This window comes from Photobacterium piscicola (assembly GCF_046058925.1).
Lineage (GTDB): Bacteria > Pseudomonadota > Gammaproteobacteria > Enterobacterales > Vibrionaceae > Photobacterium > Photobacterium piscicola.
The window spans coordinates 2,426,938-2,449,061 of the sequence record NZ_CP175534.1 but is presented as its reverse complement, the minus strand read 5'-3'; the positions used below and the strand labels follow the sequence as shown (position 1 = coordinate 2,449,061).

20 protein-coding genes are annotated in these 22,124 nt (G+C 40.2%); 15 read left to right on the top strand and 5 right to left on the bottom strand.

Going from position 1 to position 22,124, the window contains the following annotated elements; translation table 11 throughout:
* Positions 1-12: 12 nt before the first annotated feature.
* On the top strand, positions 13-1,179 hold the full coding sequence (gene sucC, locus ACJZU6_RS11605) for an ADP-forming succinate--CoA ligase subunit beta (protein ID WP_408900306.1): 1,167 nt from the start codon (positions 13-15) through the stop codon (positions 1,177-1,179).
* A complete protein-coding gene (sucD, locus tag ACJZU6_RS11600) occupies positions 1,179-2,051 on the top strand; it encodes a succinate--CoA ligase subunit alpha (protein WP_080156845.1) in 873 nt (290 codons plus the stop codon). Before sucC ends, sucD begins: the two co-directional genes overlap by 1 nt.
* Before the next feature lie 106 nt (positions 2,052-2,157).
* Here sucD and znuB read toward each other — a convergent pair whose 3' ends face one another.
* Positions 2,158-2,943 (bottom strand): zinc ABC transporter permease subunit ZnuB, encoded by a 786-nt coding sequence (znuB, locus tag ACJZU6_RS11595; protein ID WP_080156844.1) that lies wholly within the window; start codon positions 2,941-2,943, stop codon positions 2,158-2,160.
* A complete protein-coding gene (gene znuC, locus ACJZU6_RS11590) occupies positions 2,943-3,707 on the bottom strand; it encodes a zinc ABC transporter ATP-binding protein ZnuC (protein WP_080156843.1) in 765 nt (254 codons plus the stop codon). Before znuC ends, znuB begins: the two co-directional genes overlap by 1 nt.
* 163 nt (positions 3,708-3,870) lie before the next feature.
* Between znuC and znuA the strand changes: the two genes are divergently transcribed.
* From znuA to ACJZU6_RS11565, 5 genes are all read left to right on the top strand, one after another.
* Positions 3,871-4,809 carry a zinc ABC transporter substrate-binding protein ZnuA gene (znuA, locus tag ACJZU6_RS11585; RefSeq protein WP_080156842.1) on the top strand — a complete coding sequence of 313 codons (939 nt, stop codon included), beginning with the start codon at positions 3,871-3,873 and terminating at the stop codon, positions 4,807-4,809.
* Between the two features lie 2 nt (positions 4,810-4,811).
* On the top strand, positions 4,812-6,173 hold the full coding sequence (mepM, locus tag ACJZU6_RS11580; RefSeq protein WP_080156841.1) for a murein DD-endopeptidase MepM: 1,362 nt from the start codon (positions 4,812-4,814) through the stop codon (positions 6,171-6,173).
* A 254-nt stretch (positions 6,174-6,427) separates the two neighbouring features.
* Positions 6,428-6,655, top strand: coding sequence for a FeoA family protein (locus ACJZU6_RS11575; RefSeq protein WP_065192682.1), 228 nt, complete (start codon positions 6,428-6,430; stop codon positions 6,653-6,655).
* Positions 6,655-8,940 (top strand): Fe(2+) transporter permease subunit FeoB, encoded by a 2,286-nt coding sequence (gene feoB / locus ACJZU6_RS11570; RefSeq protein WP_080156840.1) that lies wholly within the window; start codon positions 6,655-6,657, stop codon positions 8,938-8,940. Before ACJZU6_RS11575 ends, feoB begins: the two co-directional genes overlap by 1 nt.
* Entirely contained in the window at positions 8,937-9,179 is a 243-nt protein-coding gene (locus ACJZU6_RS11565) for a FeoC-like transcriptional regulator (RefSeq protein WP_080156839.1), read from the top strand. Before feoB ends, ACJZU6_RS11565 begins: the two co-directional genes overlap by 4 nt.
* 101 nt (positions 9,180-9,280) lie before the next feature.
* On the opposite strand, the gene ACJZU6_RS11560 is transcribed toward ACJZU6_RS11565, so the two are convergent.
* Entirely contained in the window at positions 9,281-9,715 is a 435-nt protein-coding gene (locus ACJZU6_RS11560) for an HIT domain-containing protein (RefSeq protein ID WP_080156838.1), read from the bottom strand.
* A gap of 171 nt (positions 9,716-9,886) precedes the next feature.
* Here ACJZU6_RS11560 and ACJZU6_RS11555 point away from each other — a divergent pair, with 171 nt between their 5' ends.
* Positions 9,887-10,492 (top strand): DUF924 family protein, encoded by a 606-nt coding sequence (locus tag ACJZU6_RS11555; protein WP_107275359.1) that lies wholly within the window; start codon positions 9,887-9,889, stop codon positions 10,490-10,492.
* Between the two features lie 107 nt (positions 10,493-10,599).
* On the opposite strand, the gene argS is transcribed toward ACJZU6_RS11555, so the two are convergent.
* Positions 10,600-12,330, bottom strand: coding sequence for an arginine--tRNA ligase (gene argS, locus ACJZU6_RS11550; RefSeq protein WP_408900305.1), 1,731 nt, complete (start codon positions 12,328-12,330; stop codon positions 10,600-10,602).
* Positions 12,331-12,743: 413 nt separating this feature from the next.
* Between argS and ACJZU6_RS11545 the strand changes: the two genes are divergently transcribed.
* Complete coding sequence (locus ACJZU6_RS11545; RefSeq protein WP_080156835.1) at positions 12,744-13,328, top strand: VOC family protein; 585 nt, start codon at positions 12,744-12,746, stop codon at positions 13,326-13,328.
* A gap of 83 nt (positions 13,329-13,411) precedes the next feature.
* Here the strand turns inward: ACJZU6_RS11545 and purU are convergent, their stop codons facing one another.
* The gene (gene purU, locus ACJZU6_RS11540; protein ID WP_080156834.1) at positions 13,412-14,245 is read right to left on the bottom strand and encodes a formyltetrahydrofolate deformylase; all 834 of its coding nucleotides are present in this window, start codon (positions 14,243-14,245) and stop codon (positions 13,412-13,414) included.
* A 206-nt stretch (positions 14,246-14,451) separates the two neighbouring features.
* Between purU and ACJZU6_RS11535 the strand changes: the two genes are divergently transcribed.
* From ACJZU6_RS11535 to rnd, 6 genes are all read left to right on the top strand, one after another.
* A complete protein-coding gene (locus tag ACJZU6_RS11535; RefSeq protein WP_327770542.1) occupies positions 14,452-16,410 on the top strand; it encodes an ATP-dependent DNA helicase in 1,959 nt (652 codons plus the stop codon).
* On the top strand, positions 16,411-17,112 hold the full coding sequence (gene tsaB, locus ACJZU6_RS11530) for a tRNA (adenosine(37)-N6)-threonylcarbamoyltransferase complex dimerization subunit type 1 TsaB (RefSeq protein WP_080156832.1): 702 nt from the start codon (positions 16,411-16,413) through the stop codon (positions 17,110-17,112).
* A 345-nt stretch (positions 17,113-17,457) separates the two neighbouring features.
* Positions 17,458-18,027: a Slp family lipoprotein gene (locus ACJZU6_RS11525; RefSeq protein ID WP_408900304.1), complete on the top strand. Its 570-nt coding sequence runs from the start codon at positions 17,458-17,460 to the stop codon at positions 18,025-18,027.
* A 5-nt stretch (positions 18,028-18,032) separates the two neighbouring features.
* Positions 18,033-18,911, top strand: a complete 879-nt coding sequence (locus ACJZU6_RS11520) for an alpha/beta hydrolase (RefSeq protein ID WP_080156830.1) — start codon at positions 18,033-18,035, stop codon at positions 18,909-18,911.
* A 164-nt stretch (positions 18,912-19,075) separates the two neighbouring features.
* Positions 19,076-20,767: a long-chain-fatty-acid--CoA ligase FadD gene (gene fadD, locus ACJZU6_RS11515; RefSeq protein ID WP_408900303.1), complete on the top strand. Its 1,692-nt coding sequence runs from the start codon at positions 19,076-19,078 to the stop codon at positions 20,765-20,767.
* 154 nt (positions 20,768-20,921) lie between these two features.
* Complete coding sequence (rnd, locus tag ACJZU6_RS11510) at positions 20,922-22,046, top strand: ribonuclease D (RefSeq protein WP_080156828.1); 1,125 nt, start codon at positions 20,922-20,924, stop codon at positions 22,044-22,046.
* The last annotated feature ends 78 nt before the right edge of the window (positions 22,047-22,124 follow it).

Genomic DNA, 22,124 nt, shown 5'->3' with positions numbered 1-22,124 from the left:
GGATAGAACATTATGAATTTGCACGAGTATCAAGCAAAACAACTATTCGCTGAATATGGTTTACCTGTACCAGATGGCTATGCTTGTGATACCCCACAAGAAGCAGCTGCGGCAGCAGGTAAAATTGGCGGTAAAAAATGGGTCGTAAAATGTCAAGTTCATGCTGGTGGTCGAGGCAAGGCTGGTGGTGTTGAGCTACATGATAATAAAGAAGGTATTAAGCAGTTTGCTCAACATTGGTTAGGCAAAAATTTAGTGACTTACCAAACAGATGCTGCGGGTCAACCTGTAACTAAAGTATTGGTAGAAGCGGCATCTAGCATTGCAACTGAATTATATTTAGGTGCTGTTGTTGACCGTAGTTCACAACGTATTGTTTTCATGGCATCGACAGAAGGTGGTGTGGAAATTGAAAAAGTTGCACAAGAAACGCCACATTTAATCCATAAAGCGGCGATAGATCCTTTAGTTGGCCCACAACCTTATCAGGGGCGTGAATTAGCCTTTAAATTAGGTCTGCAAGGTGATCAAGTTAAGCAATTCACGCGTATTTTCCTTGGGCTTGGCACTATGTTTGCTGAGTGTGATTTAGCACTGCTTGAAGTGAATCCATTAATTATTACAGATGAAGGCACCTTAGTTTGTCTTGACGGTAAAGTTAATGTGGATGCAAATGCATTATATCGCCAACCTAAATTACGTCAGATGCATGATGCTTCACAAGAAGATGAGCGCGAAGCCCACGCGGCACAATGGGAACTTAATTACGTAGCCCTTGATGGCAGTATTGGTTGTATGGTTAATGGTGCTGGATTAGCAATGGGAACCATGGATATTGTTAATCTTCATGGTGGTCACCCAGCTAACTTTTTGGATGTAGGCGGCGGTGCAACTAAAGAACGTGTTACAGAAGCGTTTAAAATTATTCTTTCAGATAACAACGTTAAAGCTGTCTTAGTGAATATTTTTGGCGGTATTGTGCGTTGTGATTTAATTGCAGAAGGTGTCATTGGTGCTATTGCTGAAGTCGGTGTAAAAGTGCCAGTAGTGGTACGTCTTGAAGGGAATAATGCTGAAGTTGGTACTGCAAAACTGGCTGATAGTGGTCTCAATATTATTGCTGCCACTTCGTTAACAGAAGCCGCTGAAAAAGTTGTTGCTGCCGCGGAGGGTAAATAATGTCGATACTTATTAATAAAAACACGAAGGTCATTTGCCAAGGTTTTACCGGTGGGCAGGGGACATTTCATTCAGAACAAGCATTGGCTTATGGTACGCAATTAGTGGGTGGTGTTTCTCCGGGTAAAGGCGGTACTACGCATTTAGGTTTACCGGTATTTAATACTGTTCGTGATGCAGTTAAAGCAACAGGAGCAACAGCAACCGTTATTTATGTGCCAGCACCTTTTTGTAAAGATGCAATTTTAGAAGCTATTGATGCTGGTGTTGAATTAATTGTTACCATCACTGAAGGCATTCCGACTTTGGATATGTTGGATGTTAAAGTACGTTTAGATGCCAAAGGCGTACGTATGATCGGCCCTAACTGCCCAGGTATTATTACGCCTGATGAGTGTAAGATTGGAATCATGCCCGGTCATATCCATAAAGCAGGTAAAGTGGGTATTGTGTCACGTTCAGGCACTTTAACTTATGAAGCAGTGAAGCAAACAACCGATGAAGGCTTTGGTCAGTCAACGTGTGTTGGTATTGGTGGTGATCCTATTCCAGGGTCAAACTTCATTGATATTCTTGATATGTTTGAAAAAGATCCAGCAACAGAAGCTATTGTAATGATCGGTGAAATCGGTGGTACTGCCGAAGAAGAAGCTGCTGCATATATTAAAAACCATATCACTAAACCTGTCGTGTCATATATTGCTGGTGTGACGGCCCCTGAAGGTAAACGAATGGGCCATGCTGGTGCGATTATTTCTGGTGGTAAGGGTACGGCAGAAGAAAAATTTGCAGCTCTTGAAGCCGCAGGTGTAAAAACCGTGCAAAGCTTGGCTGATATTGGTAAGACATTACGCGAAGTGACGGGTTGGTAAGCTAACGTAGATACGGTGTTAATGATCATACAGACATTGTATAAAAACCCGCTCACAAACTAATGTGTAGCGGGTTTTTTATTTACAATCTTTGTAATAAAGACTGTTAACGTCGAGTGGGTTTAAATTGGCTAAGCATAAATAATGCTGCTGCCGATACCACTACTGAAGGGCCTGCTGGTGTGTCATAGTGCCATGACATTGCTAACCCTATCACTACAGAAATTGAACCAATAATAGAGGCAATCACAGCCATCGCTTCTGGACTATTAGCAAAACGACGTGCGGTTGCTGCTGGAATAATTAGCAATGACGTAATAATTAATGCACCAACAAATTTCATTGCTACCGCAATTACCATTCCGACCATAAGCATTAATAATAACCGCATTAAATCAACATTCACACCTTCAACTTGCGCCATTTCTTCGCTGATAGTCATTGATAATAGTGGTCGCCACAGATAAATAAGTAAGGCTAACACGATAGCGCCACCACCATAAATCCACATTAGATCTGCAGTAGTAACCGCCAGTAAATCACCAAATAAATAAGCCATTAAATCAATACGCACATTATCTAAAAAGCTTACAGCAACTAACCCGAGTGATAATGCACTATGAGCGAGTATGCCAAGTAATGTGTCGGTTGCGACATAACGCTGTTTTTGTAAGGTCACCAAAATAACAGCTAATACTAAACAACAAATAACCAACGCAAGGTTTAAGTCGATATTAAACAAAAAGCCTAAAGCAATACCCAGTAATGACGCATGTGAAAGCGTATCACCGAAATAAGCCATTTTTCGCCATACTACAAATGACCCTAGCGGGCCGGCTAAAAGGGCTATCCCAATACCTGCAATTAACGCGGGAAGTAGAAACTCAATCATTATTTATTATTATCCTGATGATTATTGCAGCATGTTGATGGTGTTGCTGAATCATCATGTTGGTGGTTATGTTGGTGTTGGTATAACGCTAATTGGTCGCTGGCTTGGCGGCCAAATAATGCAATGTATTTAGGATGGTTGGTTACGCTAAAAGGACTACCTGAGCAACAGATATGATGTTGTAAGCAGATCACTTTATCTGTTTTGGCCATGACTAAATGTAGGTCATGGGAAACCATTAATATTGCACAATTGAGTAAATCACGTAATTGTTGAATTAAACGATAAAGTTCTAATTGACCTGTTACATCAACCCCTTGAACAGGTTCATCTAAGACCAGTAAATCCGGTTTTTGAAGTAATGCTCGAGCTAATAATACCCGTTGCATTTCACCACCAGATAGACGGTGCATGTCACTTTCCATTAAGTGCGCGCCATTAACCATGGTTAATGCTTCATGGCGTTGTGCCAATGAGTAACGTCCAGCTAAACGCATAAAGCGATCGACAGAAAGGGGCAGTGTACTGTTAAGGTGAAGTTTTTGCGGTACATAACCTATTCGTAATCCTTTTTGACGGATAACTTTTCCCAATGTTGGCTTTTGTAATCCGGTGATCACTTTAACCAAGGTGGACTTACCTGCGCCATTTGGACCGATAAGGGTTGTAATTTCACCACGCTCTAATTTGAGTGCAACATTATCTAAAACATTACGTCCAGAGAAGGTCACTGTGAGTGATTGTAATTCTACTAATGTTGTCATAAAGCGAGCTTAAAATAAGAGTTTGCCAAAATGTGATGTTATATTATAACATCTTCGTTTTACATGTGTTACTGTTAATACGAGCCGATTATAGCCAATTGAGAAAAATTTCTTTGCTGATAATCAATAATTTTTGCTGCTCTACATTTTTATGGGAAAAATCATGCACCGTCTAACTTCTCTATTTTGTGCTACCGCTCTCGTCGTTTCTGGCTCTGCATTGGCCTCTGATACCTTTAATGTGGTTACTACTGTTAAACCGTTAAACTTGATTGTTAGTGAATTAACTCAAGGTGTTGCGACCAGTGAATATGTTATTCCGTCAGGTGCATCACCTCATGATTATGCATTACGTCCCTCAGATATTAAAAAATTAAAACAAGCGGATCTTGTGGTTTGGGTTGGACCTGAATTAGAGTCATTTTTAACCAAAACAATGGCATCAAAGCCTGAAAATATTGCATTAAGCCAGCAACAGGGCATTAGTTTCCGCTATTATTCTGAGGAAGAGCAAGATCATGACGGTCATGAAAATGAAGCTGCTCATGACCATGAATCTGAGCATGAAGGTCATCATCACCACCATCATGGTATTGATCCACATTTATGGTTAGGTCCAGATCAAGCTGTGCAGGCAGCAAATGTCATAACTAAGGCATTGATCAAGTATGATCCATTGCATAAAAAGACATATACAGCTAATCTTTCAACATTCACTACAGAAGTTCAGTTAGCGGTCACTCAGCTTAATAAGCAGTTAAAACCGTTAAGTGATAAAGGTTATTATGTTTTTCATGATGGTTATGGCTATTTTGAACAACAATTTGAATTAGATAATTTAGGTCATTTTACGGTTGAACCCGATCGTCGTCCAGGCGCTAAGACATTGTTATCTATTCGTGAATCATTAAAAAATAACCAAGCGTATTGTGTCTTTAGTGAGCCGCAATTTTCGCCAGCTGTTGTGAAGTCTGTAACCAAAGGAACGAATGTTAAAATAGGGACTCTTGACCCAATGGCTACCGATATCGTTGAGGGCAAGGGAGGATATGTCCGCTTTCTTAATGAACTTGGACAACGATTTAGTAAGTGTCTTAATTAATCATGAAATATTATATCGCTGCGGTAGCATCTTTAAAGATGTTGCCGTTGCAGCATAAAATTGCGTTATTCTCGACTACAATTTTGATGGTGGCTGCTATTGTATGGCAGCCTTCCAAACATACAATACATTTCCCCAGCTTTAAAAAACCAGCGCCTATTGCTGTGCCTATTAATCTCACCGATCCAGAAGTATTAGAATCTGATAGTGAGCCAATGGGGGCGTCTTTAGATCAAAATGATCCACAATTCCAAGCCCCCAAAGATGAGATTGAACAACAGTTAGTACAAGCTCATGCTGAAACAGAATCCAAACACCGCGTAGCATCAGGGGAAACATTAGGGGTTATTTTCTCTCAATATGGTTTACCTATTTCTGAGATGTACCGTTTAATTGATGCGAATAAATCCGTACAACAGTTACGCGTTGGACAAACATTAGAGTGGGAAGTCGATGCTGATGGCAAATTAACATCGTTAAGTATTATTCGCAGTAAAAAAGTGACCGATACTTATACCCTAACTAAAAAAGGTTATGTTTATAAAGAAGTTGAACAAAAAGGTGATATTAAGCCTGTCACATTAACGGGACGTGTTTCCGGTAGTTTTTATAATTCTGCACGTGATGCAGGGTTAACGCCAACTCAAATTGGTAATGTAGTTAAAGCATTACAATGGAAAATGAATCTTGGTCGTGATGCCCGTAAAGGCGATTCATTTGGTGTGGTATTAGATCGTGAATTTATTGATGGTAAGGCGGTAGGTAAAGGTAAAATTAATGCCTTCTACTATAAAAGCCAGCGTCGTGGCCATTCAATATTTATCGCTCGTGGTGCAGACGACCAATTTTATGATCAAGATGCACGTAGTTTAAACCGTGGTTTTAAGCGGATCCCACTGTTGCGTTCATACCGAATCAGTTCATCATTTAATCCAAATCGTTTGCATCCTATTACTAAACGTCGTTCACCACATAATGGAACTGACTTTGCTGTGCCTGTTGGAACTACTATTTTGGCGGCTGGTGATGGCGTGGTAGTGAAATCTCGTTATCATCCACTTGCGGGCAATTATATTGTTATTAAGCATGGCCGAGAACACATGACGCGCTATTTACATTTAAGCAAACGCCAAGTCAAAGTGGGCGATAAAGTTAAAATGGGGCAACGTATTGCCAAAAGTGGTAATACAGGGCGTTCAACGGGGCCACACTTACATTTTGAATTAATTAAAAATGGTCGTCCGGTTAATGCGATGAAAGTGCCTTTACCACAAGCTGAGCCGTTAAGAGGTAGCACGCGTACTCAATTTATGCGTAATGTTAAAGCGTATAAAAAACAATTAAGTACACAAATGCCGAGTTAATAGAGACAGTATTGGTTGTGATAAAAGCGTATCGAAAGGTACGCTTTTTTTTTGCTTGTTAAATTTTGAATGTATTAACTGGTATTTTAAAAATTTGCAGTTATTTATATTGTTAAATAAATAGTTACTAGTTGAAACTATTTATTCAAAACAGGCATGAAATAATTGATTTAAGACAAGACTAATTTCGTATCAAAGTGTAAAATTCTCTACATCGTAATGAAAATAATTCTTATTAAGGTAGCCGTTTAGTTATGAAACTGTCAGAGATGTCGTGTGGTCACAGCGGTACAGTGATTAATATGTCCGCGTTGCCTGCTGTAACGCGTAAAAAATTAATGGTTATGGGGTTACTACCGCATACAGAAATTACAGTTGTTCGCTTAGCACCTTTAGGGGATCCACTTCAGGTTCGAGTGCGTGGTGTTGATATTGCGCTCCGTAAAAAAATTGCTGAAGATATAGAAGTTGAGGTTAAATAATGCAATATGACATTCTTACCGTCGGTAATCCGAACAGCGGTAAAACGACACTGTTTAATGGATTAACAGGTTCAAAACAGCAGGTGGGTAACTGGGCTGGTGTCACTGTTGAAAAGAAGACGGGTCGTTACCAACATAATGGTGATGATTTTTCTTTAACCGATCTTCCTGGTATTTATAACCTTGATAGTGCAAATGATGCTAATAGTCTTGATGAGGCAATTGCATCGCGTGCCATTTTGACGACACCGGCTGATGTTATTATTAACGTTGTTGATGCATCATCACTTGAACGCAGTTTATACATGACGTTGCAGTTGCGTGAATTAGGTCGACCAATGGTGGTTGTACTTAATAAGATGGATGTATTGAAACGTCAACAACAAGTATTAGATCTTAAAGCATTAGAAAAAGCGCTAGGTTGCCCTGTGGTCGCATTATCTGCGAATAACATGGAACGTATTGGCGAATTCAAATCTAAACTACATAAAATGCTGATTCAAGGCATTGTTGTATCAGACTTTTCACTTGATTATGGTGATGATTTTGAAGCAACTGTAGATAAATTAAAACCATTATTTATTCATGATGAAAAGTTAAACCCTCGCGCGCAATCAATTCGCGTATTAGAAAATGACACGCTTGTTATTCATACATTGTCTGAAGAAAATAAGCAGCAAGCCTGTGCTATTCGTCAACAAATGTTGGATTTAGTTGATCCTGATATTCAAGTTGCAGATGTTAGATACACTTTTTTACATCAATTATGTCAAAAAGTACGTCGCCAAGAAGGCCGTTTAAGCAATAGTCTTACCGATAAAATTGACCGTGTGTTATTACATCGTGCTATTGGTATCCCATTTTTCTTCTTGGTAATGTACGTAATGTTCATGTTTGCGATTAACGTAGGCAGTGCATTTATTGATTTCTTTGATATTAGCTTTGGTGCAATTTTAGTTGATGGTGGTCATTATTTATTAGATAACCATTTACCTGTTTGGCTAGTAACCATTATTGCTAATGGTGTTGGCGGTGGTATTCAAACTGTTGCAACATTTATTCCTGTCATTGCCTGTCTATACTTGTTCCTTGCAGTATTGGAAAGCTCAGGTTACATGGCGCGCGCGGCTTTTGTACTTGATAAAGTGATGCAAAAAGTTGGTTTGCCAGGTAAAGCATTTGTTCCATTAGTGCTTGGTTTTGGTTGTAACGTACCTGCTATTATGGCAACGCGTACTTTAGAACAAGAACGCGAGCGTAAGTTAGCAGCAGCAATGGCACCGTTTATGTCATGTGGTGCTCGTTTACCTGTATATGCTTTATTCGCTGCTGCATTCTTCCCTGACAATGGTCAAAATGTTGTTTTTGCATTGTATATTTTAGGTATTGTCGCTGCTGTTATGACCGGTCTTATTCTGCGTAATACGCTTTATCCCGGTGCTAGTGACAGCTTCATCATGGAAATGCCAAACTATGAATTACCAACAATGCGTAACGTTGTCATTAAAACATGGCAGAAGCTGAAGCGTTTTGTATTTGGTGCTGGTAAAACAATTGTGGTTGTAGTGACTATTTTAAGTTTCTTTAACTCACTCGGTACTGATGGTTCATTTGGTAATGAAGATACATCAAAATCTGTGTTATCGCATGCAGCACAAGTTGTAACACCTGTCTTAGAACCTATTGGTGTTAAAGCCGATAACTGGCCTGCAACCGTAGGTATTATTACGGGTATTTTTGCTAAAGAAGCGGTCGTTGGTACGTTAAATAGTTTGTATGCACCAGCCCTTGATGGCGGTAACGAAGAGTACGATCTTGTTAGTAGCTTAAAAGAAGCCGTTGCCTCTATTGGTGATAATCTATCAGCATTAAGCTTTAGCGATCCGTTGGGTATTGAGGTGGGTAGCCTTGAGAACCAAACGGCGGTTGCTGAAGATCAAGGTGTTGATCAATCAGTTTTCGGTAACATTCAATCACGGTTTGTAAGTGGCGCTGCTGCTATGTCGTACCTAATCTTCATCCTACTTTATACACCATGTGCGGCAGCGATGGGTGCATATGTGCGTGAGTTTGGTAAGAAGTTTGCTTGCTTTATTGCGGGTTGGACAATGCTACTGGCATATACTTTTGCTTCATTGTTCTATCAGATTGCTGATTTTGCTGTACACCCAGCCAGTAGTTCATTTTGGATTGCGTTCTTCATTGTCATTAACGTCGGAATTTATTTACTGATGAAGCGACAAGGTAAAAAGCAGTCTCATCTAGAAGGATTATTGTTTGAATGATTTTACAAGAATTAAAACAATATATTACAGATAATGGACGCGTAAGCCGTAAACAGCTTTCACTGCATTTTGGTATGTCGGAAGATGGTGTTGATGCCATGCTTGCTGTTTGGGTTCGTAAAGGAACTATTGGTAAGGAATTGGTTGGCTGCGATAGTACGCAATGCTGTCAAACAGCTAAAGATGTGTGGTATCGATGTTTAGCAGCAAATGAATTATCTATCACAGTGATGCGCTAACAATCATTAGCGTCCATTAAAAAAGCAGCCAGCAGGCTGCTTTTTTTATATTAGATACTACACACATGTAAGGGGCAGTAATTATCTGCGTAGTAATAACACTACGCGGTAATGGTACTAAAACCTGCAATATTCATTAGCTCTTGACGTAGTTCTTCAGCTAATGCTTGCTGTACTTCTTCGCTACGTTGAATACCTTTGGTATTACCCCAAATAGGACCAGGCCATGCAACATCATTGCTAAAACGTGCGATATGATGAACATGAAGTTGAGGCACAAGGTTACCTAACGCACCAATATTAATTTTTTCAGCCTGATAGTCTTGCTCTAATAAGGCAGCAACTGCAGATGATTCACGCATTAGTTGCTGTTGATCTTGTTCGGATAAATGATGGATTTCACGTAGTGATTCATAGCGTGGAACTAAAATTAGCCATGGGCCAAGGGCTTCTTTAGCAAGCAATACTCGTGATAAAGGCAAATCGCCAAGTATGGTTGTATCTGCCATTAATTGCGGATGAAGAGTGAAACTCATGTAATTATTCCTTAACAGTACATTCTAGCTCACAAGCTTGAGCAATATTTATTATAGTAAGCTTAATTTGGCGTAATTGGTATTATCCTTTGGGTATACGTAATCGTTACTTTATAGATAATGATTATCCAATAAAAACGTTGCTGAAGTGTATATTAATGGGGGGCTTAAATGGTAGCTGAGTATCAATTTATTCTTGATTACTGGTTTGGTGAGCTAGACGGTGAAGTGACCCGTAATAACAAACATGCACTGTGGTTTTTAGGTGGCGCTGAGGTTGATGCTGATATTATCTCTAAGTTTCAACGCTGGGTAAGTCAGGCGGGTAATGGTGAACTTAATCATTGGAGCGATACCGCGCAGGGTCGGCTTGCCTTAATTATTTTATTAGATCAATTTCCACGTAATATTTACCGCGGATTAAACGCTGCTTTTCGTTATGATTTATTAGCCTTGGCTATTTGTAAGCGGGGCTTAGCCCTTAATCAAGATGCTGAACTTGCAGCAATTGAACGGGTGTTTTTTTATTTACCATTAGAGCATTCAGAAGATTTAGAAGATCAAGAAGAGAGTGTGTTTCGATTTGATTTATTGCGTAAAACTGTTCAGCCAGAGAATGCTGCAGTGTTTGATAGTTTTTATGAATTTGCGAACAGTCATTTAGATGTAATTAAAGAGTTTGGCCGTTTTCCGCATCGAAATGCAGTGAAAGGGCGGCTATCTACTAAGAAAGAACTGACATGGTTACATGATGGTGGTTTACGATTTGGACAATGATTTTTAATATAAGTACTTTAATATAAATACCATTAAAAAAGCCTTCACGAATGAAGGCTTTTTGTTATGTCGCTACTACAATAAGTAGCTATCACAATAAAGTGTAATTACATACGCTCTAGTGTTTCGATACCAAGAAGATCCAAGCCTTTCTTGATGGTGTTAGCTGTAAGTAGTGCTAACTTCAAGCGGCTTTGCTTAACAGCTTCTTCAGCGTTAAGAATTGGACATGCTTCGTAGAAGCTAGAGAACAGACCTGCAAGTTCAAACAGGTAAGTACACATTAGGTGTGGTTGACCTTCACGAGCTACAGATTGAACGGCTTCTTCAAATTGAAGTAACTTAGATAGTAATACTTGCTCTTTTTCGTCATTGATAACGATAGGGCATGTTAGATCTTTAAGTTCAATGTTTGCACGCTTGAAGATAGACGCAACACGAGTGTATGCATACTGCATGTAAGGTGCTGTATTACCTTCAAATGCTAGCATGTTGTCCCAATCGAAGATGTAATCTGTAGTACGGTGCTTAGAAAGATCAGAGTACTTAACCGCAGCCATTGCAACTGTTGTAGCAATTTTTGCTTTTTCGTCAGCACTTAGCTCTGGGTTCTTTTCTTCGATTAGCTTGTTTGCACGCTCTTCTGCTTCATCAAGAAGATCAGCAAGACGTACAGTACCACCAGCACGAGTCTTAAATGGACGACCGTCTTTACCTAGCATCATACCAAATGCGTGGTGCTCTAAAGAAACTTCTTCAGGCACATAACCTGCTTTACGTACGATAGACCAAGCCATCATTAGGTGTTGGTGCTGACGTGAGTCGATAAAGTAAAGAACACGGTCTGCATGAAGTTGCTCGTAACGGTATTTAGCACAAGCAATATCGGTTGTAGTGTATAGGTAACCACCATCACGCTTTTGAATGATAACGCCCATAGGGTCGCCATCTTTATTCTTGTATTCGTCAAGGAATACAACGGTTGCGCCGTCGCTTTCTACAGCAAGACCTTTTTGTTTAAGATCAGCAACAACAGGTGCAAGCATGTCGTTGTACATTGATTCGCCCATTACGTTTGCATCTGTTAGAGAGACACTTAGACGATCGTAGTTACGTTGGTTTTGCTTCAGTGTGATAGCAACAAGTTGACGCCATTTCTCAAGGCAGTATTCATCACCGCTTTGCAGACGAACAACGAAGTTACGTGCAGTTACACCAAACTCTTCGTCTTCATCGTAAAGCACTTTTGATTCACGGTAGAAGCCTTCAAGATCGCTGATGTTCATTGAAACATCGCTACCTTCTTTTTCTTTACGCTCCATATTAGCAATCAGCATACCGAATTGGGTACCCCAGTCACCAAGGTGGTTAGCACGAATAACATTGTGACCTAAAAACTCTAGGGTACGTACAACAGCATCACCGATGATAGTTGAACGTAGGTGACCTACGTGCATTTCTTTTGCTACGTTAGGCGCTGAGTAGTCAACAACAATTGTTTGTGCTTCATCAGTGTTAACGGCTAGGCGATCACTTGCTAGCGCTTCTTCACCGCGAGCGGCTAACCATGCTTTATCTAGGAAAATGTTAATAAAGCCAGGGCCTGCAATTTCAACTTTCTCAGCAATACCATCTAGTTTTAGGCAGTCGATAACTTTTTGAGCAAATTCGCGTGGGTTCATACCCAGTTTTTTAGCTACGCCCATTACACCATTTGCTTGGTAATCACCAAACTGTGCTTTTGCTGACTGACGAACTGCTGCTGGGCTACCTGCTGGTGCGCCTGCGGCTTCTAATGCTTGTGATACTTTATTATTAATAAGTGCTTGAATATTCACTCGCTGTTCCTTAAATCGTTTGTAACGCCAATCATAAATATGTGGCAAAAACCTCTGCAGATAGCAAGATATGCCGTTAAAAATACTCACGGAGCTAAAGTGTTTTTTGCTGAACTAAAAAGCGACCAAAGCTACGTGAGTATTTTTTGATGGTAGTGTTAATTTAATATAAACACCAATATCTTGAATAAGCAGTATGCGTTACCCTAATAATACCCACATAGTTAGGTACTTTGGCAACTGGAAAAAGAGATTGTAGGCGATTTTTTTTAAAGTTTTTAAAATAGACTAAAATAAAGCCAAAATTCAGCCCTGATAAGGGCTCCATTAGGGTTAGTTTAGTTCTTGATAATGCGAAAAGTGTGAGTAATTATGCTGTTGTTTATTAAATGTTACGTGGTTGAAGGTGCAAAATGCAAAATCTGAAACAATTAGGCTTACACCCAGAGCAAATGTTAGCTGATTTACCTGCTTTTATGAATCGCATTATTGGTTTAGCTGATGAAATCGGAATATCGCTCTCATCGTATACAGCAGATCATATTGCATTAAGAGTTAATTCTCAGGATATTGCACTGGAACTTCATCAGGCATGGCTAGCGTATGGTACTGAATGGTCAAAGGCTATTATTAATGGACGTCCGATTGTGGTGATTGGTTTTGATACCCCACTGCAAGTAGGGGAGTGGACGATTGAAGCGTTAGAGTTACCTTACCCAAGTGAGAAAGTATATCCACAACAAGGCTGGGAGCATGTCGAGTTTGTTATTCCCGGAAACGCGATGTCATTGGAACAATTAGAACAGTCGATTAACTCAACATTTCCAGCGTTACATTGGCAGCAGTTGGCTGAAAAGGGAATTAAAGTTAAAGCGAGTTCTCCTGCTGGTGAGCATGAACGCTTACCTAATCCAACCTATGCGTTTAAAAAAGATAATATATGCATAAAATTACATTCACATTCTTTAGCAGCAGTGATTGCGAGCGAAAAAGAGTAATTATGTATTTTGTTAAGGTAAATTAAGCGAAAAAAATGCCACGGCTAAATCAAGCTGTGGCATGTATCAATCAGTTATTATTTTTAAAGAATCACAGTGCGATTGCCGTGAACAAATACGCGGTCATCGACCACTAAACCAAGCGCTTTGCTCAATACTGATTTTTCAACATCACGCCCAGATTTTGCCATTTCTTCGGCACTGAACGTGTGATCAACCGGAATCACGTTTTGGGTAATGATTTGGCCTTCATCAAGATCGTTGGTAACAAAGTGAGCCGTCGCACCAATGATTTTCACACCACGTTCAAAAGCTTGCTGGTAAGGCTTTGCACCGATAAATGCGGGTAGAAAGCTGTGATGAATATTAATAATCTTATGCGGAAATTGTGCGACAAAATTAGGCGTGAGAATACGCATGTATTTTGCTAGTACGACATAGTTAGGTGAATACTGTTGTACTGCTGCAAGTAATTTTGTTTCATGTTGTTCACGTGTAAGCCCTTCATGGCAAACATGATGAAATGGCACATCAAATTTTTCGGTTAAATTTTGTAGTTTATCGTAGTTACCTACTACTGCCGCAATATCTATATCTAGCGACCCGTCAAAGGTTTTAACCAAAATATCGCCTAAACAATGGGCTTCTTTGGTCACCATGATAACGACTTTCTTACGCTCAGAGCTAATTAATCGACGCTTACTCCCCGCAGGTAAAGCGCGGTCTAGATCAGCCAGTAACGTTTCGTCATTAAAATAGCCTTCTAACTCTGTTCGCATGAAGAAATGGTTTTTAGCATTATCAACGTACTCTTTGTTATTAATAATGTTGAGCTGATGTTTATGGCATATGTTGGTGATTTTGGAGATAAGCCCCATATTATCAGGGCATTCCGTTAATAATGTTTTCTTTTCCATGTCTATTCCTGATGACGGCAACGTTGTGCTCTGTCTAAAAATCATAATTTATCACTATGACGCTTATACTGCGTTGGGGTCAAATAGTTTCTTATGGGCGCTGTTTTAGTATCGAGAAATAGCGTCTTACACCGCTGGTCGTCGCGTAATAAAATAGGCATAATAGAACAATTGATACTGTATAAATAACCAATAGTGCGAAGTGAATGATAGCTAAGTTTTTTGCCGCTGGTGGTGCGTTAGATAAAGCCATTCCCGGATTTCAAGCTCGACAATCTCAAATTGATATGGCAAAAGCGGTAGCTGATGCGATTAAACAACAATCACAATTAGTGGTTGAGGCAGGGACGGGAACAGGTAAAACATTTGCCTATTTGGTGCCAGCATTAGTCAGTGGTAAAAAAGCCATCATCAGTACGGGGTCAAAAAACCTTCAAGAGCAATTATTTCATCGTGACTTACCCTTAATGGCAACTGCACTTGGGTTTACAGGAAAAGTGGCTTTATTGAAAGGGCGTTCAAACTATTTATGTATAGATCGCCTCAGCCGCCAGATCACTGAAAGCCATGGTGATCACTCAGATCCTGTCATGCTGAGTTTATTGATTAAAACCCGCCAGTGGTCATCAGCCTCTAAAACAGGGGATCTGGGGGAATGTGAAGAAATAGCTGAAGATAGCCCTGTGATCCCGATGATCACCTCGACCAACGATAATTGCCTTGGCAGAGAATGTCCGTCTTATGATGATTGCTTTGTAGTGAAAGCGCGTCGTAAAGCGATGGAGGCTGATATCGTGGTCGTTAACCATCATCTCTTCTTAGCGGATCTTGCTATTAAAGAAACTGGTTTTGGAGAGCTAATTCCTGAAGCTGAAGTATTTATTTTTGATGAAGCCCATCAGATCCCTGATATTGCGAGTCAATATTTTGGTCAAAATCTATCGAGCCGGCAGTTAATTGAATTAGCAAAAGATATTGAAATTGGCTATCGCACTGAAGCGAAAGATATGCGCCAACTGCAAAAGGCAGCGGCTCGTTTACAACAAGCGGCGTTTGAAATGCGGATTATTTTGGGCGATCCCGGTTTTCGTGGTAATTGGCGTGAAGCTTCAAAAACACCCGCGGTACAACGTGAATTAGTACGTCTTAATGATGCCCTTGATTTAATTTATGATGTGCTTAAATTAGCCTTAGGGCGTAGTCAATTATTAGATTCGGCCTTTGAACGAGCGACTCTATTAAAAGCTCGCTTAAAACGAGTAATGGATACCAGCATTATGGGGTATTCGTATTGGTATGAGTGTACGCCACGGCAATTTAGTTTAAATATTACGCCGTTATCTGTGGCTGATAAGTTCAGTGAGCGTATGGCTGAACAGAAAGGGGCGTGGATTTTTACTTCAGCAACCTTAGCTGTTGATGATGACTTTAGCCATTTTAGTCACCGCTTAGGGCTGCAACCGAAACAACAATTTTCATTAGAGAGCCCCTTTGATTATGCAACTCAAGCTTTGTTGTGTGTGCCGCGGCATCTACCTGAACCTAATAGTTATGGATTAGCAGATAAGTTAGTTGAGATGTTAACCCCGGTCATTGAAGCTAATGATGGACGTTGTTTCTTCTTGTGTACCTCGCATCAAATGGTACGAGATCTTGCCGAAGGCTTTCGTGCTCGACTAGATTTACCCGTACTAGCACAAGGTGAAACCAGTAAACAAAAGCTGTTAGCGGAATATCTTGAACGAGGTAATGCATTATTAGTTGCGACGGGGGCGTTTTGGGAAGGCATTGATGTTAGAGGCCAAGCCCTTAGCTGTGTTATCATAGACAAATTACCGTTTACAGCACCCGATGATCCATTATTAAAAGCACGTATTGAAGATTGTCGCCTTCGTGGAGGAGATCCCTTTGCTGAGGTACAAGTACCTGATGCTGTGATCACCTTAAAGCAAGGTGTCGGCCGTTTAATTCGTGATACTCAAGATAAAGGGGTATTAGTGATTTGCGATAATCGTTTAGTCACTCGTGCTTATGGCGCTGTATTTTTGAGAAGTTTACCGCCAATTCCACGCACGCGAAGTGTCGAAGGGGTTAGCGAATTTTTGTCGAGTTTAACGGATATGAATCTATCTGTTACTGACGAGACCCAACATTCAGAGGCTTGAATGAGCACCAAAATTCTGGCAGTAGATACTGCAACTGAAAACTGTTCTGTCGCGCTAATGATCGGCGATGACGTTATTTCTCGCTGTGAATATGCTCCTCGTGAGCACACGACGAAAATTTTACCTATGATTGATGCAGTTCTTGCTGACGCTGGCGTAAAGCTAAAGCAGCTTGATGCATTAGCATATGGTCGTGGTCCTGGTAGCTTTACCGGTGTTCGTATTGGTATTGGTATTGCACAAGGGTTAGCCTTTGGTGCTAACTTACCGATGATTGGGGTATCTACTTTAGCGGCTATGGCGCAAGGTACGTTCCGTTTGCATCAAGCTGATCATGTATTGACGGCGATTGATGCCCGCATGGGTGAGCTTTACTGGGGACAATACCAGCGTAAAACTGATGGTGATTGGCTATTATTGGGCAATGAGCAAGTAATTGCACCTGATGTTTTATTAGCGAACGTACAAGCTGATACCAATGCATGGTTAACAGCAGGTACAGGCTGGGAAGCGTACCCTGAACTATTAAATCAATTACCATTGCAAGCGCAATTAGGTAGTGTGCTTTATCCTGATTCACAAGATATGGTGCATTTGGCTAAATATGCTTTTGCTCGTGGTGAAATTGTTGCAGCAGAAGCCGCAAGTCCGGTTTATTTACGTGATACTGTGACGTGGAAGAAATTGCCTGGTCGCGAGTAATATTATCGATATCAACATTGTTTGTAATGGCTGATAACATTGCGTAAAAACACGAAGAGTGGCAGTTTTACTGATCACTCTTCGTATTTTATATCCCCTTATTCTATTAAGTCTGACTTTCTTTTCTACTATGGCATCTACAATTATGTACACCGAATAGCAATTATTCGTGTTTCTATACCATTGCCCGCGCTAGCTGTAGCCATATTCGTTTTCTCTCTCGTTATTTTAAAGCCTGTATTATTGATGACATAAGATCACGTACTATTCCTGTTGAGATAGGAATTCAGTAGTGAGATATGTTATTTTTTGTCGAGTTATTAAACAAATGTGTGGAGGTTTTAGATGTTTGGTAAGCTATTTCTTGGGGTGATATTAGTGTTTATGGTAGGCTGCGCGAGCTTACCTGCAACGTTAGTAACGAAATCAAAAGATCCTATTACTGATTTAACGGTTATTCTGCAGCACCCTCAGGCGAATGAAGGTAAAGATGTTCGTCTTGGTGGTGTTATTGCTTCGATTCGTAATGAACAGCAACAAACACGTATTGAAATGGTGGCGATGCCATTAACGGCTGATGGTCGTCCAATATTACATGCACAATCTCAAGGACGGTTTATTGCTTATGTTCATGGCTTTTTAGAGCCAATTGAATATGCCAAAGGTCGTCTATTGACGGTTGCTGGGCAATTTTCCGGTGATGAGCAGGGAAAAATAGGGCAATACCCATATACTTTTCCGGTGGTGCAAGTATTCGGTGAGCAACTATGGCAAGTACAACAACAGGTACAATTAGATGATCCGTTTTGGACGCGTCAGCCTTGTTATTCATTTAATTGTGATCGATGGGGTAATGATTTAATGATGCCTAATTTCGGGGTTAACGGCCGAATTGTTGAACGAGTAGTCTTATAACTGTTATGAAAGAGATAACGCTAACGCTAGCAGAGTATAACCTTGCTGCTTGTAGCAGTATTGATGTAATGACGCCAGTAAGTACCTCAAGACCCTTAGTGGTGCTTTTACATGGCTGGCAAGATAATGCCGCTACGTTTGCATCATTATGGCCGTTATTAATCACTGATTATGACATTATTGCACTGGATTGGCCTGGACATGGTAAATCTGATTATAAAAGTGCCGATAATTATTACCATTTTGTTGATTATATTGATGATTTGCATCAAGTTATTATGCAGTTTAAACCTGCAAAAGTACATCTTATTGGTCATTCACTTGGGGCTATTGTTGCGGGATGTTATGCCGCAATATTTCCTGAATATGTCGATAAAATTGTATTAATTGAAGGATTGTCACCATTAACTGAACCTCCGCATATGGCAGCAGAGCGGTTACGAATGGGCATAATCAGTCGACAGCGTTATCGTCGACAACAACAACGTTTGCAGCAGCGCTCAATGGCGACATTTGAAGAAGCTGTGACGCTTCGTGCGAACGTAAATCGATTACCAGCCTCGTTACTTGATGCTGTCGTTAAGAGAGCGACAATTGAACGTGATGGCCGCTGGTATTGGCGTCATGATCCTCGTCTTCGTTGTGATTCTTTATACCGAATGGCACAACAACATGCACAGGCTTTGTTAAGTAGTATTCAAGCACCTGTATTATCGATTATCGGTACAGATGGCTACGCGACATTACGCCAATGTGATGCTAATGGATGGGGTATTAACGATTTTACACAAGTGATGGTGTTCGGGGGACATCATTGTCATTTACAAAGTTCGAATGATGTTTATCGTCATATTCGAGCCTTTATCCCCACTCAATTAGATTAATTATTGATTTATCTTTGGTATCAATAGATATCGCCATGATTCAATTTTTAATCCAAAATTAAATATGCGGTAGTGCCGTTATAACGAATTATATTATTTATAGCATTACCGTTTTGTGAAGTTGATAGGCGCGCACTGCAGTCTAATTTTAAAGGAGAGTGCACGTGGATAAGGTTTGGCTTAGCCGCTATCCGGAAGATGTACCGGCAGAAATTAACCCAGATGAATATTCATCTTTGGTCGACATGTTTGAACAATCTGTACGTAAATACGCAGATCAAACGGCATTTATCAACATGGGGCAGGTCATGACCTTCCGTAAGTTGGAAGAGCGTAGCCGTGCATTTGCTGCATACTTACAAAATGAGCTTAAACTGCAAAAAGGTGATCGTGTCGCTGTCATGATGCCAAACTTATTGCAATATCCGATTGCATTGTTTGGTATTTTACGCGCTGGGTGTGTAGTAGTGAATGTTAATCCACTTTATACACCGCGAGAATTAGAGCATCAACTTAACGACTCTGGCGCAAAAGCCATTGTTATTGTGTCTAATTTCGCTCATACATTGGAAGCTGTCGTTAAAAATACGTGTGTTAAACATGTTATTTTAACCAGCCTTGGCGATCAATTATCTCGTCCGAAGGGAACATTAGTTAACTTCGTCGTGAAATATATTAAAAAAATGGTGCCGTCATACCATTTACCTCATGCGACCTCAATGCGTATTGCTTTACGTAAAGGGCGCAGAATGCAATATGTTAAGCCATTCATTACTGGCAACGATATGGCCTTTTTACAATACACTGGCGGTACGACAGGTGTTGCTAAGGGTGCCATTCTAACTCACCATAATATGGTGTCTAATGTGATGCAGGCAAAAGGGGCTTATGGTCCTGTATTAAGTGAAGGCCGCGAGTTAATCGTGACTGCACTGCCGTTGTATCATGTGTTTGCTCTGACAGTTAACTGTTTATTGTTGTTGGAAATGGGGGGGCAAAATCTATTGATTACCAACCCTCGTGATATTCCAACGTTCATTAAAGAATTACAACGCTACCCGTTTTCAGCCATTACTGGCGTAAATACGTTATTTAATGCATTAGTGAATAACCCTGATTTTCTTAAATTAGATTTCAGTAATTTACACCTCTCTGTTGGCGGTGGTATGGCCGTTCAACGTGCAGTTGCTGAAAAGTGGCAAAATATCACGGGTAATTATTTACTTGAAGGTTATGGTTTAACAGAGTGTTCGCCATTAGTTGCGGCTTATCCGTATAACCTAACTTACTATAATGGATCTATTGGCTTACCTGTTCCCTCAACTGATGTACGTATGGTTGATGATGAAGGTAACGTGGTTGGTATCGATCAAGTTGGTGAACTGCAAGTACGTGGCCCTCAGGTAATGAAAGGCTATTGGCAGCATCCAGAAGCCACCAAAGAAGTGTTAACCGACGATGGTTGGCTTTCAACGGGTGATATCGTCAAATTTGATGATGAAGGCTTCTTGCATATTGTTGATCGTAAAAAAGACATGATCTTAGTGTCTGGATTTAACGTTTACCCAAATGAAATTGAAGATGTTGTAGCATTGCACGATAAAGTGCTAGAAGTTGCTGCAATTGGCCAGGCACATGAAGTGTCAGGCGAAGTGGTAAAACTTTGTGTGGTTAAACGTGATGATAGTTTAACGCGCGAAGAATTAATTACCCATTGTCGACAGCATTTAACGGGCTATAAAATTCCTAAAATTGTCGAATTTATGGATGATTTACCAAAGACTAACGTTGGTAAAATTTTACGTCGAGTTTTACGTGAAGAGTCAGATAAAAAAGCGCAGCAAACCACTAAGTAGTATCTTTACTGACATACAATAAATGTTGGTTTGATAAAATAGTAGCAACTGATTGTGCTAGCACGTATCTAATGCCGGCTTTTATGCCGGCATTTTACTATAAAATATTTAATTGGCTCTAAAACGGGGTCGTTCTGTCATAAAAAGGTACATTGTGAATTTCGAGATTGTTACAACAACTGAGCAGCTTCGCCTACGGTGTGAGTCAGCACGTCAGCATACAGCTGTTATGCTTGATACTGAATTTGTACGTACGCGAACGCTTTACCCTCGTTTAGGTCTGATTCAACTGTTTGATGGTGAATATTTATCACTGATTGATCCGCTTAATGTTGAAGACATGGAACCATTATGGGCATTACTGCGTGATCAGTCTGTGATTAAAGTACTGCATGCCTGTGGTGAAGATCTTGAAGTCTTTCAGCACCATGCTGGCTGTTTACCTGTACCGATGCTTGATACTCAAATTATGGCTGCATTTCTAGGTCATGGCATTTCAACGGGGTTTGGTGCATTAGTTAAGGAATATGTGGGCGTTGAGCTTGATAAAGGCGAAGCACGTACAAATTGGTTAGCTCGTCCATTAACTGACAAACAATTAGATTATGCCGCTGCCGATGTGCATTATCTTAAGCCGTTATATGAAACGCTATTGGCTAAAGTTGAAGCTGCTGGGTATATGGAAGCTTTACAGCAAGAATGTAATGCAATCATGTTACGTCGAACAAAAGTACTTGATCCTAATAAAGCGTATCTTGATATTAAAAATGCTTGGCAATTAACACCAAAGCAATTGGCTATATTACAGCAACTGGCAGCTTGGCGTGTTCGTGAAGCAAGAAAGCGTGATATTGCACTTAACTTTATCGTTAAAGAATTACATTTGTGGAAATTGGCTCGTTTAGAAATAACTTCGCGTTCAGTGCTTGAAAAAGAAGGCTTTGAGCCGATGGAAATTCAGCGTCATGGTAACCGTTTATTAAAAATGGTACATGATTGTGATGCGATTAATTACAAAGATTACCCGCAGGCAATTGAACGTTTAGTTGATTTTCCTGGCTATAAACAAATGGTCAAACGTTTAAAAGATGTGGTGACAGACGTTGAATTAACAACAGGATTAGCCCCTGAATTTTTAGCGTCTAAAAAGCAAATTCACCAATTACTTTCATGGGCATGGAAATATCAACGTGCAGATGAAAAACGTCCAGAAATGCTAAAAAACTGGCGTCAGGGTTTATTTGAATCTCGTGTTTTAGCAATACTGGATGAAAAATAAGTTGGGTGTCGTAACGGTATAATTTAAGCGACGTATTATAGCGATAATAATAACCAAAGAATAAAAAGCCCCGCCAAG

Coding starts and splice junctions, on each gene's coding strand:
- sucD (WP_080156845.1), top strand. CDS start 1,179: ATGTCGATACTTATTAATAAAAACACGAAGGTCATTTGCCAAGGTTTT.
- ACJZU6_RS11565 (WP_080156839.1), top strand. CDS start 8,937: ATGATTTTACAAGAATTAAAACAATATATTACAGATAATGGACGCGTA.
- ACJZU6_RS11545 (WP_080156835.1), top strand. CDS start 12,744: ATGCAAAATCTGAAACAATTAGGCTTACACCCAGAGCAAATGTTAGCT.
- tsaB (WP_080156832.1), top strand. CDS start 16,411: ATGAGCACCAAAATTCTGGCAGTAGATACTGCAACTGAAAACTGTTCT.
- ACJZU6_RS11555 (WP_107275359.1), top strand. CDS start 9,887: ATGGTAGCTGAGTATCAATTTATTCTTGATTACTGGTTTGGTGAGCTA.
- ACJZU6_RS11520 (WP_080156830.1), top strand. CDS start 18,033: ATGAAAGAGATAACGCTAACGCTAGCAGAGTATAACCTTGCTGCTTGT.
- sucC (WP_408900306.1), top strand. CDS start 13: ATGAATTTGCACGAGTATCAAGCAAAACAACTATTCGCTGAATATGGT.
- znuC (WP_080156843.1), bottom strand. CDS start 3,707: ATGACAACATTAGTAGAATTACAATCACTCACAGTGACCTTCTCTGGA.
- ACJZU6_RS11525 (WP_408900304.1), top strand. CDS start 17,458: ATGTTTGGTAAGCTATTTCTTGGGGTGATATTAGTGTTTATGGTAGGC.
- ACJZU6_RS11575 (WP_065192682.1), top strand. CDS start 6,428: ATGAAACTGTCAGAGATGTCGTGTGGTCACAGCGGTACAGTGATTAAT.
- mepM (WP_080156841.1), top strand. CDS start 4,812: ATGAAATATTATATCGCTGCGGTAGCATCTTTAAAGATGTTGCCGTTG.
- ACJZU6_RS11560 (WP_080156838.1), bottom strand. CDS start 9,715: ATGAGTTTCACTCTTCATCCGCAATTAATGGCAGATACAACCATACTT.
- znuB (WP_080156844.1), bottom strand. CDS start 2,943: ATGATTGAGTTTCTACTTCCCGCGTTAATTGCAGGTATTGGGATAGCC.
- ACJZU6_RS11535 (WP_327770542.1), top strand. CDS start 14,452: ATGATAGCTAAGTTTTTTGCCGCTGGTGGTGCGTTAGATAAAGCCATT.
- znuA (WP_080156842.1), top strand. CDS start 3,871: ATGCACCGTCTAACTTCTCTATTTTGTGCTACCGCTCTCGTCGTTTCT.
- feoB (WP_080156840.1), top strand. CDS start 6,655: ATGCAATATGACATTCTTACCGTCGGTAATCCGAACAGCGGTAAAACG.
- purU (WP_080156834.1), bottom strand. CDS start 14,245: ATGGAAAAGAAAACATTATTAACGGAATGCCCTGATAATATGGGGCTT.